Below are 14,547 nucleotides of genomic sequence, written 5' to 3' on the forward strand. Positions count from 1 at the left end.
AAAATGTAGTTACAGTTGGCTCTGATAATAAGTTAAAAAATTCTAGGAGGTAAAAAAATGCAAAAACGTTCAGTTTTATTAGTTAGTTTAATTTCAATATTATTGGTTCTGAGTATTTCTACAGCTGTAATGGCTCAGACAACTGTTACTGTCTGGCACTATTTTGCTCCAGGAACAAATGCCCTGCGTTGGGCTGTTGATAAGTGGAATGGAAGCCATGAAGATATAAAAATTGAACACAGATATATACCATTTGCAGATTTTAAGCGTGAGGTAACTAAAGCGATTACAACCAATACAGTCCCGGATATTATTTTTGTTGATAATCCTGACCATGCTCAATATGCTGCTATGGGTGCTTTTGCAGATATTACTGAATATGTTGAGGATTGGGGACAGGCAGACCTCTATTTTGATGGTCCCTGGAATTCAACAATGTATGAAGGCCGCAACTACGGAATACCACAAAATAGTAATACAATTGTCTTATTCTATAATAAAGATATGGTAAAAGCAGCCGGTTTAGAAGGGCCACCAGAAACCTGGGCAGACTTTAGAGAGTATGCAGAAAAGTTGACTGATAAAGAAGCAAATGTAAGAGGACTATCAATGTGTGCCCGCAAAGCAGAAGATGGAGTATTTCAGTTCCTGCCTTATTTACAGATGGCCGGAGCAGATATTTATAGTCTTGATACTCCAGAAGCAGCAGATGGTTTAAGATTATTAGCTGATATGTATCAAAATGGCTGGATGACTCCTGAATCAATTAACTTTGATCAATCCAGTGCCATGGGAGTTTTTGCCAGTCAGAATGCTGCAATGACAATGACAGGTCCCTGGGATTTAGGTCAGCTGGAAGATGTAGATTTTGATTGGGGTGTTGCACTACTTCCTTATAAAGAAGATGTTGGGATTAGAGCATCTGCGCTTGGTGGAGAAAACTTTGCCATTATGAGTGGTGCTAAACATGTCGAAGAAGCCTGGGAGTTTATTAAGTGGACTCAGCGTAGGGATTTTGTCGAGCAAATGTATATTGAAGGTGGTAGATTACCTTCCAGAAGTGATGTGGCAGAAGAGTCAACCTACTGGACAGATGATCCAGTTCAGAGTAAGTTCCTAGAACAATTGGAATATGCTAAAGCAAGAGGTCCACATCCAAAATGGCCGCAGATTTCAAACGAGATTCAGATAGCAATGCAGAAAGCATTAACCGGTCAGGCAACTCCAGAAGAAGCATTAGCAGAGGCTGCAGAAAATCTAAAATCAATACTTGAATAAAATATCATATCAGGGCCCTGGATTTGTACCAGGGCCTAATTTAGAAAAAGGAAGGAGTAGAGTCTAAATGAATTTTAAAAATTGGATGCGTAAAAAAGGTTATTTATATGTTTTTTTAGCACCCTCTATTATTTTTATGGGTATATTTACAGCCTATCCAATTATCTATAACTTTATTATAAGTCTTCAGGATGTAAATGTAATGACTTTAGCCAGACCGGACAAAGAATTTGTTGGTTTAGAAAACTATATTAATATAATTACTGATTCCACTTTCCTGGTAGTTTTTAAAAATTCAGTAATTTTTACTCTGGGAAGTGTTTTTTTTCAGTTTATAATTGGTTTTGCGTTAGCTATGTTTTTAGTTAAAAATTTTCCTTTAAATAATTTTGTCAGAGGTTTTATTGTAGTTGGCTGGGTTATACCACCAGTGGTTGTGGGTACTGTCTGGAAGTGGTTATTAAATACTGATTTTGGTCTAATTAATTATTTTCTTTCTCAATTTCATCTGCTGACTAATAATATTAGCTGGCTTACTAATCCTGATATGGCAATGATCGGAATCTTAATTGCAAATATCTGGCTGGGGATCCCCTTTAATATGATGCTTTTAATCGGTGGTTTAACTGGTCTGCCCCAGACTGTTTTTGAGGCGGCAGAAATTGATGGAGCCAACTGGTTTCAAAAGTTATTTTTTCTGACTATTCCGATGCTCAGACAGACAATTTCTGCTACTCTGATGCTGGGAATTATTTATACTTTTAAAGTTTTTGCTCTTATCTGGGTTATGACAGGTGGAGGGCCTGTAAATGCTACTAATGTACTGCCAACCTGGTCCTATCAACTTTCTTTTGACTTTTTCAACTTTAGTCAGGGAGCGGTAGTTGCCAATTTAATGTTTTTAATTATGCTTGTGTTTTCAATCGTTTATATTAATTATATAGCAGGGAAGGAAGATTAATAATGAAAAAATTAATGAATAATAAATATCTCTATTCAGTGATTGCAATTTTAATTTTAATACTTTATTTTGCTCCCCTGTACTGGATGTTTGTTTCGGGTTTTAAACCTCCACAGGATTTGTTTGAATATCCGCCAAAACTGATACCGACAAACATAACATTTGAGCCTCTGCAGAGAGTTTTTGCAGCAGGAGTCTTAAGATATTTGAGAAATAGTTTTATAATTGCTGGTTCTTCTATGATTTTTACAATGATTGTTGCTTCTTTTGGTGCTTATGCAATTGCAAGGCTAAAAGCTCGCTGGGCTAATTGGATTTTGCTGTTTTTCCTGGTGGCCCAGATGTTACCACCAGTTTTAATGGCAACTCCTTTATTTATAATTTTTTACAATATGGGGTTGACAAATACTTATCTAGCAGTGATTCTGGCAAATTCAACCCTGGCAGTACCTTTTGCTGTAATCATGCTGAGAACTATATTTTTACAGGTGCCGAAAGACCTTGAAGAAGCTGCTATGATTGATGGCTGCACCAGATTTCAGACTGTAATTAAAATTACTTTTCCTGTTGCTAAAAGTGGAATGGTAGTAGTTTCAGTATTTTCTTTCATTTTTGCCTTTGGAGATTTTATTTATGCACTTTCAATGATGAATCAGGAACATATGCAGCCGGCAACTGTAGGCTTATATAACTTTATGGGTTCCCAGGCCATTCAGTGGAATAGTGTAATGTCTTTTGCCTCACTGACTGCACTGCCATTAATAATTATTTTTATTGTACTGCAGAAAAGAATTGTGCAGGGCCTCTCAGCTGGTGCATTTAAATAATAGAAAAATTTTAGAAAAAATTATTTAGATCTTGTTTTTTAGTTTGATAGTTAAGTTTAGTAGATAATCTTAGTTAATTATAAAAATGGCAATATTAACTTAGAAATGGAGGCAGAAAATGAAATTTACAGAAGGATACTGGCACAGAAGTGAGAGATCAAATCCAGTTTATGCCGCTCAGGCCTATAAGATTGAAAAAATAAAAAATGGTATGCGGGTGGTTGCCCCTGAGAAAAAAATTGAGTCACGAGCTGATGCTCTTAATGTGGGGACAATAACTGTAGAATTTACCTCTACTGCTAAAAATATTATTAGTGTTAGAAGCTATCATCATCAGGGTTATGAAGTAAAGGATGTCGAATTTGATAAAAATACTGACCCTCAGCCTGTAGAAGTAGAAATCAATGAAAAAGAAGCTTTAATGAAAGTCAATGAAATAACCATAAGAATTGATCGAGAGCATTGGAATTATCAGTTTGAAGCTGAAGGAGAAATATTAACTTCCTGTGGCTTTAGAAATTTAGGTTATATGCGCTACGATAGGGAAATTTCTTCAATGCTGCCCGGAGACAACTATCTGAAGGCAGATTATGATCCTTATATGCTGACAGAATTATCCCTGGCTCCTGGTGAATGTGTATATGGACTGGGAGAACGCTTTACTGCTTTTGTCAAAAACGGTCAGGTAGTAGAAACCTGGAATGAGGATGGAGGAACTTCTTCGCAGGTAGCATACAAAAGTATTCCTTTTTATATGACCAGTCGTGGATATGGAGTTTTAGTTGATCACGCAGATAATGTTTCTTTTGAAGTAGCAAGTGAAAAAGTTGAATATGTAGGTTTTTCTGTTCCGGGAGAAGAGCTGAGATATCAATTTATCTACGGTAAAAATAACAAAGAAGTTCTGAGCAATTATACAGCTTTAACCGGCAGACCAGCTTTACCGCCTGCCTGGTCATTTGGACTCTGGCTTTCTACTTCTTTTACTACTGATTATGATGAAGAAACAACGACCTCCTTTATCCAGGGGATGAGAGATAGAGATATTCCCCTGGATGTATTCCATTTTGACTGTTTTTGGATGGAAGAGCTGAACTGGACAAATTTAGAGTGGGATCAGAGAATTTTCCCTGATCCGGAACCAATGCTTAAACGCTATCACGAAAAAGGATTAAAAATTTCAGTCTGGATTAATCCCTACCTTGCCCAGGGAACAGAAATGTTTAAAGAAGCACAAGAATATGGTTATTTATTGAGCCGAAAAGATGGAAAGGGTGTTAAACAGATTGATAATTGGCAGCCCGGGATGGCTCTGGTTGATTTCACCAATCAGGAAGCTGCCGAATGGTTTCAGGGGAATTTAAAACATTTACTTGATATGGGAGTGGATTGCTTTAAAACTGATTTTGGTGAAAGAATCCCGGTAGATGTAGAGTATTATGATGGTTCCAAACCAGAAGCAATGCATAATTATTATACTCACTTATATAATAGGGCTGTTTTTGAAGTTTTAGAAGAAGTTAAAGGAAAAGAAGAAGCTGTTTTATTTGCCCGTAGTGCTACAGCTGGTGGTCAGCAGTTTCCTGTTCACTGGGGAGGAGATAGCACAGCCAGCTATGCTTCGATGGCAGAGACTTTAAGAGGAGGATTATCTTTTGCCATGTCAGGATTTTCGTTCTGGTCCCATGATATTGGTGGTTTTGAAAGGACAACCAGTCCGGATTTATATAAGCGCTGGGTGCAATTTGGTCTACTTTCTACCCACAGCCGCCTGCATGGTTCTGAGTCTTATAGAGTTCCCTGGAATTTTGACGAGGAATCAGTTGAAATTTTAAAGAAATTTACTAAATTAAAAATGACTCTGATGCCTTATCTTTATTCAATGTCAGTAAAGGCTAAAGAAACTGGGATTCCGGTAATGAGACCTATGGTGCTGGAATTCGAAAGAGATCCAGCTGTCAAATATCTTGATATGCAGTATATGCTGGGGGATTCATTACTGGTGGCCCCTATTTTTAACAAAGCTGGCAGCGCCGAATATTATTTGCCAGCGGGAAGCTGGACTCATTACCTTACGGGAGAGGTTAAAGAAGGTGGCCGCTGGTATCAGGAAAAATATGATTATAATTCACTACCTCTTTATGTCAGAGAAAATACTATCCTTCCGGTGGGAAGCAGAAATGATAAGGCAGAATATAACTATCAAAATGACTTAACTTTGAGGCTTTATCAGCTGCAAAATAATAGAAAGGCCGAAGTCGAAATTCCAGATATTCACGGTAAAATAGCTCTAAAAGTTGAAGCCAGTAAAGAAAAAGATAGAATAATAATTAGAATCTCTAAATTAGCTGAAAATCTAAAAATAAAAATTTACGACTTTAATGAATTTAAAGCTGTAAATGGAGCAGAAGCAGAAATAGAAGCTAATATTTTAAAGCTATCAGCGTTAGAAAAAGAAGTTGAAATTAGATTATAAGAACTTTATTTTTTGAATGGCAGTTTCTTCTGAAGCTGTCATTTTTTTATGTATTATGATATAATTAAAAAAATTAGTAACTAATCTTAATTAACTTATAATAAATAGTTGACAGAGGGAGTAATAGTTATGGAGAAAGCACCTTTAACAAGAGAAAGTCTTGAAAATAAGATATTTAAGATCATCTTATTGTTTGGCTTAATTATTTCTCTGCTGAACATAGTTATTAATTCTTTAATTGGTTTCAGTCTGATAATAAATTTCAAATGGATGATTATGGCTGGACTCTCATTTTTAATTCTGAGCTTTATTAAAAAAGAATCATTTAATATTTTTAAATTAAAACTAAGCTATTATCTCTTTTTAATTTTTCTTTTTCTACCATTTTCCTGGTTTCAGTCAGGAGGAAGTAAGAATAACAGTCTTTCTTATATATTCCTTATTTTAATTTCAATTACCTTTTTGTTTAAGAAACAAGAACTTAGAAACAATCTAGTTTTTAGTCTGATTTCAGTATTTATGCTAATGTTTACACTTTCACATTATTTTCCCGAACTTTTAATCACTCATAGTGAAGAGGCTCAATTTTTTGATAAATTGATTCAGACTCCAATTGTATTATCAGCTTCCTATCTTTTGCTGCTGCAGTTTGCTAATGCTTATAATCAGGAGAAAAGTAAGCTGGGACTTTCAACTAAAAAGTTAAGACTGGCTAACAAAAAGTTGAAAAATCTGGCTAATCGTGACTCACTAACTCAAAAATATAATAGGCGAGCATTTGATCGGGAAATTAGAAATATTTTCAAAGAGCAGCTGCATTTGAAAAAAAGTATTACATTAATTTTATTTGATATAGATAATTTTAAAGATATCAATGATAATTTTGGTCATGATATTGGAGATGAAGTGCTGGTTACACTTGCTGATAAATTGGAAAAAATAATGCCTGCCCAGAGCATGATTTCTCGCTGGGGTGGAGATGAATTTGCCGTAATCTGCTATAAAAGTGAAATAGAAGCTCAGAGCTTACTTGACAAATATTATAAAGAAATTGAAGATCTGGGTGATGAACGGGGAATTAAAATAACTGTTAGTGCTGGTTTAAGTAGATTGCAAAAGGGAGATCAGGTCAAGACACTTTTTAAAAGGGTTGATGATATTTTATATCAATCTAAAAAAGAAGGTAAAGCACAATATAAATTGGCTTAAATTAAGAGAAATCAGGGAACAAAAATATTTTTAAAAAATGTTTTTTTCTCAATTGTTAGAAAATTCGTTTGACAAAATAAATACCATATACTATACTAATATTAGTTTTTGGGATCGCTCCCGGCTATTAACTAAATCCTTTTAGTTGAGAAGTGAGGTTACAAATGAAAAATAAAAATATTGATATTTATAAAATTGCAGAATTAGCTGGAGTTTCAAAAAGTACTGTTTCCAGAGTAATCAACGATAAAGCTGGGGTTAAAGCCTCAACACGCGAAAAAGTCGCGCAGGTGATTAAAGATTTAAATTATAAACCAAATAGTTCTGCCAAAGGTCTTGCCAGTAAAAAAACACATACGATTGGCCTTGTAATTTCCGATATTACAGATCCCTTTTTTGCAATGTTTGTAAAAGGGGCAGAAAAAAAGGCTATGGAAGCTAATTATAATATGATGCTAGCCAACAGTCACTGGGTAGTTGAGGAAGAGTTAAAATGTATTCAGATGTTTGAAGAAGGTAGGGTTGATGGCATTTTAATGATCAGTGGTGGAAGTGAAGAAAAGCTGGATAATTATTTAGATAATCTGGCAAGTAATAATTTGGATATTGTAGTAGTTGATAGAAAGATAAAAAATGAAAATATTCCAAAACTGAATTCTGATAATTTCGATGCTGGATATCGGGCAACAAAGCACTTAATAGATCTGGGTCACACCAAAATTGCCCATATTAAGGGAGAGGATATTGCTTCTTCCCATGCATCCAGGGACAGAGTGGCAGGTTATGAGAAAGCGCTTTCCGAAGCTGGAATTAAAGAAAAAATTATTTATCCTGGTTTTTTTGCTCGTAAAAAAGCATATCAGGTAACGAAAAAATTAATAACTGAACATTCAGAGATAACTGCTATTTTTTATTCCTCAGATATGATGGCGATTGGGGGGCTTAAAGCTTTAAAGAATATGGGATTGAGAGTTCCAGAAGATATTTCTATTATTGGAATAGATGGCATAGAAATGGCCGCCCTAATGGATCCACCAATAACTACTCTATCTCAACCAGCTTTTGAGATGGGATATCAGGGTATGGAGAAGTTAATTAATAAATTAGAAAATGAGATTAATAACTCTCATTCTGAAGATTTAATCTTTCAGATGGAATTAATAGAAAGAGCTTCTACTAAAAAATTAAATTAATATGGAATAATATATAATTTTACTGCAAAAAAGTAAAATTATATTTTTAATAAATTTGGGAGCATTCCCGAAAAGAATTTAGTTAATAACACAAATCATAGAAGTTTGGATGATAGGATAAAAAGAGTCTTAAGTTAAGATAATATTTTTATAAAGGTAGGGTTTAAAAATGAGAAAACTGGATAAATGGAAATTTATCGGTGACAATGGAGAATTTAAAGTTGAAAATATTGACCAGAGCACTTACTTATATTTTCCCCTGGCAAATGAAGCAGAAATGATGTCGGCAATCACACCACGTCTGCACGGAGACATCAAGACGGGGCAGAACACCTTTGCAATGAGACCGGTATCTTTAGAGGACCTGCACAATACCAAATCTGCCAGAAACTTCTGGTTAAAAATTAATGACCAGCATGTCTGGTCAGCTGCAGGTAATTCTGCCGCTCAATTCTCAAACCAATTTAGTGATGAAGCTGAAGAGGATGTTGAGCTGGAAGCGGGTCTGCTCTGGCATAAAATTACCAGATCAAACTCGAAATTAAATGTGCAGTCAGAGATCACAAATTTTGTTCCTACTAATTCGGATACAGTAGAATTGATGCGGGTTAAGATTAAAAATACTGGTGCCGAGGAATTAAAAATTGAGCCAACAGCGGCAGTACCAATTTACGGACGTTCAGCTGATAACTTAAGAGATCACCGCCATGTAACTTCACTTTTACACAGAACTAAGACTATAGAAAGTGGAGTTGTTGTTAAACCGACTCTTTCTTTTGATGAGCGGGGACATAAGCAGAACGAAGTTTCTTATGCTGTTTTAGGTGGAGATGAAAATGGAAAAGCTCCAGCAGGATTTTTTCCAGTGCTGGAAGATTATATTGGTGATGGTGGTAATTTAGAGTGGCCGGAAGCTGTTGTAAAGAGTCTGGATAATTATCTGGCAGCCGGAGAAGAAATAGATGGCTATGAAACAGTTGGTGCTTTAAGGTTTGATGAAGTTACTCTTAAAGCGGGGGAAGAGATTTCCTATGTTTTAGCAGTAGCTATTGCAGAAGAAGATATTGATTTTGATCAGCTGGCAGCTAAATACTGCAGCGGAGATAAATTTGAGAAATACCTGACAGAAAACAGGGATTACTGGCAGCAAAAACTTGCTGTAGTTGACTTTGACTCTGCCGATCAGGAATTTGACCAGTGGATGAAGTGGGTAACCCTGCAGCCTATTTTACGAAGAATTTACGGCTGTTCTTTTTTACCCAGTCATGACTATGGACGCGGTGGACGCGGCTGGAGAGATTTATGGCAGGACTGTCTGGCACTGCTTTTAATGGAGCCGGAGCCGGTAAGCGATTTATTATACAATAACTTTTCTGGAGTTCGAATTGACGGCAGTAATGCAACTATAATCGGATCAGAGCCGGGAGAATTTAAGGCTGATCGAAATGATATCAAAAGAGTCTGGATGGATCACGGTGCCTGGCCTCTTTTGACAACGAAATTATATATTGATCAGAGCGGAGATTTAGAATTTTTGTTAAAAGAACAGAGTTATTTTGAAGCGGGCAGTGAACTTAAAGATAAAAATGATGAGATTTATCAGGGAAGTGTAATTGAGCATTTTCTGGTTCAGCACCTAACTCACTTTTTTGATGTAGGAGAACATAATAACTTCCTGCTTAAGAATGGGGACTGGAATGATGGCCTCGATATGGCGGAAAACAGAGGCGAAAGTGTAGCCTTTACGGCCCTTTACGGCAGCAACCTGCTTGAGCTGGCTGAACTTTTAAAAGCCCTATCAGCAGAAAAATCAATTGAAAAGATTGAGCTAGCTGAAGAACTGAGTATTCTGCTCGATACAATAGAAAGAGATTTTAATTATCAGTCAGTTGACTATAAAAGGGAAGTTTTAAGTGATTATCGCCGCACCTGTAAGCAGGGAATTAGCGGCCGCAAAATAGAAATTACTTTAACTGATCTGATCAGTGACTTAGAAAGCAAAGGGCAGTCTATTTTTGATCATTTAAATAAAAATGAATGGATTGAAACAGAAGCCGGAGATAAATTTTATAACGGTTATTATGATGATGACGGTCAGCGCCTGGAAGGAGATCATCCTAAAGGAGTTAGAATGACTCTGACCGGACAGGTATTTCCGGTAATGGCAGGTGCAGCAGATGAGGATCAAATTCAGCAGGTTGTGGATTCAGCCGATAAATATCTTAAAGATTTAAGTGTTGGCGGTTATCGACTAAATACTGATTTTAAAGAACTTAAGACGAATCTGGGCCGCTTATTTGGTTTTGCCTATGGCCACAAAGAAAATGGAGCAATGTTCAGCCATATGGCAGTAATGTACAGTAACGCTCTCTATAAACAGGGCTTTGCTGAGGCAGGTCACAAAGTAATTGATTATATCTATCAGCACTGCAGAGATTTTGATACAAGCAGAACTTACCCCGGTATTCCTGAGTATATTAATCAGCGGGGAAGGGGAATGTATCCCTATCTAACAGGTAGTGCCAGCTGGTTACTTTTAACAGTAGTAACACAGATTTTTGGTGTCAGGGGTGAACTGGGTAATTTAATTCTTGATCCTAAATTACTTAAATCTCACTTTGATGATCAGGGTGAAGCTGCAGTGAAAACTATTTTTGCTGACAAACTTTTAAATATTACTTATTTAAATACAAATCAGCTTGAAGCAGCTGAATATCAGGTTCAGGAAGTTAAAATTAATGGTCAGGCTGTAGGTTTTGAAAACAAAAGCAGAGCTGCAGTTATTGAGCGCAGTTTAATTGCTGACAGCGGAGAAGAAGAACTAAAAATAGAAGTAGTTTTGAGTTAAAAATTAATTCAACAGGAAAGTGATAATATGAGAAAAAGAGAAGAATTAATTGAAATTAAAAGCTATACAGAAGAAGGATATCAGCCGGTTATTGATTTTAATAGCTGGCGGGTAGCTGTTTTAAACTACTGTGAGGAGCTGCTGGTAGAAAATATAGATAAGATGCAGAAACACAATCAGACTGACGAAGTTTTTATTCTGCTTAAAGGGGAATGTACTCTTTTTCTGGCTGAAGGAAAAGAAGAGATTGAGAATATTTATGCTCAAAAAATGGAGCCCTTTAAGCTCTATAATATAAAAAAATCTGTCTGGCATACCCATACACTGAGTAAAGAGGCGATGGTTTTAATAGTAGAAAATCAGGATACGGATCTCAGCAATTCGCCCGAAATTGATTTAAACCAGAATCAACAGCAGCGTTTAGTAGAACTCAGTCAGAATCTCTCTTAGCTTTTAACAAAGGCAAATCGTGCAGGAGGTTAAATGATGAAAGATGTTTATTCATTAAATGATGAAGGGCAATTTATTATAAAAAATTATCAGGATCAGAAAACATTTGCCAGTTTTCTGCCGGGTATTGCAGGTAAATTTGGAATCCCAATCTGGGCTTTTTATGTAAATCGAGGCCAGGGAATTGCAAGTTTTGGCTCTCGGGATAAGGATAATGCAATAATGGAGTTTTATCCGGCTAATAAATCCTATCAGAATGTGGCAACTAAAGGTTTTCGGACCTTTATCAAATTAAAAGAGGAAAATTTAGTTTATGAAGCATTTAGAAATTTAAATGAAAATATAGAAAGTAAGATGATTATTGAAGCGGATTCTCTAAAAATTGAGGAAGAAAATAATGAGCTTGGTTTAAAAACTACTGTCAGCTATTATATTCTGCCCAATGAGGATTTTGGAGCCCTGGTTAGAGAAGTCAAGGTAGAAAACACTTCTGATCAAGAAAGGAAGCTTGAAGTTTTAGATGGAATGCCGGTTTTAATTCCTTTCGGAATTGAAAATGGAGCTTTAAAAGAGGTCAGTCAGACTATTTCTGCCTGGGCTAAAGTTGACTCTTTTGAGACCAAAACTCCCTTTTATAAGCTGAGAGCTTCGGCTGAAGATGAGGCTGAAGTTAAAGAAATGACAGCCGGTAATTTTTATATTTCTTTTGAAAAGGGAAGCAGAAATCAACTTTTAACACCACTTGTCGACAGGGATGTAATTTTTGCTGAAAAGACCAGTCTGGAGACAGCACCGGGGTTTGCAAGAAAAAAACTGGCTGAATATCAGGGTGAACAGATTTTAGAAAATCGCTTCCCCTCAGCTATGGCAGCCGCAGAAAAGAAATTAAAAGCTGGTGAAAAATTAGAAATTGCTTCAGTCTTTGGTAATCTGGCTGATGAAGAGAGATTAAGTGAAGTTAAAGATAGAGTTTTAGAATCCTATTATCTAGAGCAGAAGCGTAAAGAATCAAAAAAGATCCACAATTATTATGCAGACCATATCTTTACTGTCAGCGGCAATAAAGAGCTTGATGCTTACAGCCGTCAGACTTTTATGGATAACCTGCTGCGGGGTGGTTTTCCACTCACACTGGGGAAAGAAAATAAAAAGACCTATCATATTTTCTCCCGCAAACACGGTGACTTAGAAAGAGATTATAATGAATTTCTTTTAGAGCCCACATATTACTCTCAGGGAAATGGTAATTTTAGAGATGTTAATCAGAACAGACGCTGTGATCTCTATTTCAACCCGGAAATTAAGAGAGATAATCTAAAAGTTTTTGCCGATTTAATTCAGACAGATGGCTATAATCCCCTGGTAATTGAGGGAAGCAAATTCATCTTAACTGACAGTAATGCTCTGGAAAAAGTTATGGGAGAACTTACTGGTGAGGCAAAGGATAAATTTAGAAAGCGTCTGGAAAAAGCTTTTACACCAGGAGAAGTTGCTGTTTTCATTGACAGCCATAATCTAGAAACTAAAACTTCTCTTACTGACTTTATAGACCTTGTAGTTGAAGAAGCAGAAAGTTGGACAGAGGCTAAGTTCGGTGAAGGCTACTGGGTTGATCACTGGACCTACAACCTTGATTTAATCGAAAATTATCTGGCTTTATATCCGGAAAAAAAGGAAAGACTTCTTTTTGAAGATCAGGATTATACATTTTATGATTCCCATGTTCGGGTTAAACCCCGCCGTGATAAATATTTCTTAACTGAAAATGGAGTTCGTCAGTATAATGCGGTTGCTGCAGACAAGAAAAAACAGGAAGAGATTGCTTCCCGCAGTAAATTCCCATATTATCTGCGAACTAAAAAAGGAGAAATTTATAATACCAGTCTTTTCAACAAGCTCCTTACTTTAGTGCTCAATAAAACTGCCAGTCTTGACCCTGCTGGAATGGGAGTCGAAATGGAGGCTAATAAGCCCGGCTGGTATGATGCTTTAAATGGACTGCCCGGTATTTTTGGCTCATCAATTGCTGAGACAATGGAATTACTGAGGCTGGTTAGATTCATGTCAGAGGCTCTATCTGAACTCAATTTGGAAACAGAAATTGCCCTGGCAGCAGAAACCCATGATTTCTTTGCTAATCTTGATCACCTGCTAACTGAACTTAAATCTGATCAGGACTTCCTTTACTGGCAGCAGGCCGGTAAAATCAAAGAAGAATATCGAGAACAGGTATTTGCCGATCTAACTGGCAGAGAAGTTGCAGTATCTATAAGAAAAATGATGGGTTTTTTAAATAAAGTTGAATCCAAACTTGAGCGGGCTGTAAGGCTGGCTGAAGAAGATAATGGACTCTTTACAATGTACTACAGCTATCAGGCTGAAGAATACGAAAAGCTCGGTCAGAGATCAGAAAATGGACTGGAAAAGGTAGCTGTTAAGAAATTTAAGCAGCACAGACTGCCGCCATTCCTGGAAGCTCAGGTAAGAGGAATGAAAATTTTAAAAGATGATCAGAAAGCTCAAAAACTTGCCAAAGCAGTTCAAAATAGTGAACTATTTGACGAGAAGCTTAAGATGTACAGAGTTAATGGTGATTTAAGTGCAGAAAGCTATGAAATTGGAAGAGCAAGAGCCTTCAGTCCTGGCTGGCTGGAAAATGGATCAATCTGGCTGCACATGGAATATAAATATTTACTGGAACTTCTAAAGAGCGGCTTATATGAAGAATATTATCAGGCAATCAATGATGCACTGGTTCCATTTCAGGATCCAAACAGATATGGGCGCAGTATTTTAGAGAATTCTTCCTTTATTTTGAGCAGTTTAAACGGAGATACTAAAAATCACGGCCGCGGTTATATAGCAAGACTCAGCGGTTCAACTGCCGAATATATTAATATGTGGTCTTTGATGGCCTTTGGTGAGCAGCCATTTAAGTATGAGGATGATGAATTGATTTATCAGCCAGAACCAAAATTAAGCGCAGACTTATTTACTGAAGATGAAAGAAAAGTAAAACTGCAGTTAAGTGAAACTGAGGCAGCTGAAGTAGTGATTCCGGAAGCAGCATTTGCTCACAGATTTTTAGGTCAGACTCTGGTAATCTATCATAATCCAGGCCGAAAAGATACATTTGGCGAGGATAAGGCCGAAATTTCTAAATTTAAATTAACTGCCATTAATGGTAAAGAGTTTGAAGTTGAAGCTGGGGAGATAATTGGAGAACTTGCTTACCAGATAAGAAATAGAGAATTTGAAAGAATAGATATCTTTTTAGTATCAGGTTCCTAGAATGCTTTCTAGTG

At 36.5% G+C, this 14,547-nt stretch carries 9 protein-coding genes; all 9 read left to right on the plus strand.

Annotated elements, in window-relative coordinates:
* Positions 1 to 57: 57 nt before the first annotated feature.
* The 9 genes from DFR80_RS08045 to DFR80_RS08085 all read left to right on the plus strand — a co-directional run bounded on the left by DFR80_RS08045 (position 58) and on the right by DFR80_RS08085 (position 14,533).
* Positions 58 to 1,278 (plus strand): sugar ABC transporter substrate-binding protein, encoded by a 1,221-nt coding sequence (locus tag DFR80_RS08045; RefSeq protein WP_076544678.1) that lies wholly within the window; start codon positions 58 to 60, stop codon positions 1,276 to 1,278.
* A gap of 67 nt (positions 1,279 to 1,345) precedes the next feature.
* Positions 1,346 to 2,239, plus strand: a complete 894-nt coding sequence (locus DFR80_RS08050) for a carbohydrate ABC transporter permease (protein WP_084566122.1) — start codon at positions 1,346 to 1,348, stop codon at positions 2,237 to 2,239.
* Positions 2,240 to 2,241: 2 nt separating this feature from the next.
* Complete coding sequence (locus DFR80_RS08055; protein WP_114489672.1) at positions 2,242 to 3,066, plus strand: carbohydrate ABC transporter permease; 825 nt, start codon at positions 2,242 to 2,244, stop codon at positions 3,064 to 3,066.
* Positions 3,067 to 3,184: 118 nt separating this feature from the next.
* Entirely contained in the window at positions 3,185 to 5,542 is a 2,358-nt protein-coding gene (gene yicI, locus DFR80_RS08060; protein WP_114489673.1) for an alpha-xylosidase, read from the plus strand.
* Between the two features lie 129 nt (positions 5,543 to 5,671).
* Positions 5,672 to 6,751 carry a GGDEF domain-containing protein gene (locus DFR80_RS08065; protein ID WP_114489674.1) on the plus strand — a complete coding sequence of 360 codons (1,080 nt, stop codon included), beginning with the start codon at positions 5,672 to 5,674 and terminating at the stop codon, positions 6,749 to 6,751.
* Between the two features lie 164 nt (positions 6,752 to 6,915).
* The gene (locus DFR80_RS08070) at positions 6,916 to 7,944 is read left to right on the plus strand and encodes a LacI family DNA-binding transcriptional regulator (protein WP_114489675.1); all 1,029 of its coding nucleotides are present in this window, start codon (positions 6,916 to 6,918) and stop codon (positions 7,942 to 7,944) included.
* A 169-nt stretch (positions 7,945 to 8,113) separates the two neighbouring features.
* The gene (locus DFR80_RS08075) at positions 8,114 to 10,792 is read left to right on the plus strand and encodes a GH36-type glycosyl hydrolase domain-containing protein (protein WP_114489676.1); all 2,679 of its coding nucleotides are present in this window, start codon (positions 8,114 to 8,116) and stop codon (positions 10,790 to 10,792) included.
* Positions 10,793 to 10,819: 27 nt separating this feature from the next.
* Positions 10,820 to 11,242 carry a WxcM-like domain-containing protein gene (locus DFR80_RS08080; RefSeq protein ID WP_114489677.1) on the plus strand — a complete coding sequence of 141 codons (423 nt, stop codon included), beginning with the start codon at positions 10,820 to 10,822 and terminating at the stop codon, positions 11,240 to 11,242.
* Between the two features lie 36 nt (positions 11,243 to 11,278).
* Positions 11,279 to 14,533 (plus strand): hypothetical protein, encoded by a 3,255-nt coding sequence (locus tag DFR80_RS08085; RefSeq protein ID WP_114489678.1) that lies wholly within the window; start codon positions 11,279 to 11,281, stop codon positions 14,531 to 14,533.
* The last annotated feature ends 14 nt before the right edge of the window (positions 14,534 to 14,547 follow it).

This window comes from Halanaerobium sp. ST460_2HS_T2 (genome assembly GCF_003337665.1).
Classification (GTDB): domain Bacteria; phylum Bacillota; class Halanaerobiia; order Halanaerobiales; family Halanaerobiaceae; genus Halanaerobium; species Halanaerobium kushneri.

Excerpts from the sequence above, each read along its gene's own strand:
- DFR80_RS08045 (WP_076544678.1), top strand. The coding sequence starts at position 58 with ATGCAAAAACGTTCAGTTTTATTAGTTAGTTTAATTTCAATATTATTG.
- DFR80_RS08080 (WP_114489677.1), top strand. The coding sequence starts at position 10,820 with ATGAGAAAAAGAGAAGAATTAATTGAAATTAAAAGCTATACAGAAGAA.
- DFR80_RS08055 (WP_114489672.1), top strand. The coding sequence starts at position 2,242 with ATGAAAAAATTAATGAATAATAAATATCTCTATTCAGTGATTGCAATT.
- DFR80_RS08065 (WP_114489674.1), top strand. The coding sequence starts at position 5,672 with ATGGAGAAAGCACCTTTAACAAGAGAAAGTCTTGAAAATAAGATATTT.
- DFR80_RS08050 (WP_084566122.1), top strand. The coding sequence starts at position 1,346 with ATGAATTTTAAAAATTGGATGCGTAAAAAAGGTTATTTATATGTTTTT.
- DFR80_RS08075 (WP_114489676.1), top strand. The coding sequence starts at position 8,114 with ATGAGAAAACTGGATAAATGGAAATTTATCGGTGACAATGGAGAATTT.
- DFR80_RS08085 (WP_114489678.1), top strand. The coding sequence starts at position 11,279 with ATGAAAGATGTTTATTCATTAAATGATGAAGGGCAATTTATTATAAAA.
- DFR80_RS08070 (WP_114489675.1), top strand. The coding sequence starts at position 6,916 with ATGAAAAATAAAAATATTGATATTTATAAAATTGCAGAATTAGCTGGA.
- yicI (WP_114489673.1), top strand. The coding sequence starts at position 3,185 with ATGAAATTTACAGAAGGATACTGGCACAGAAGTGAGAGATCAAATCCA.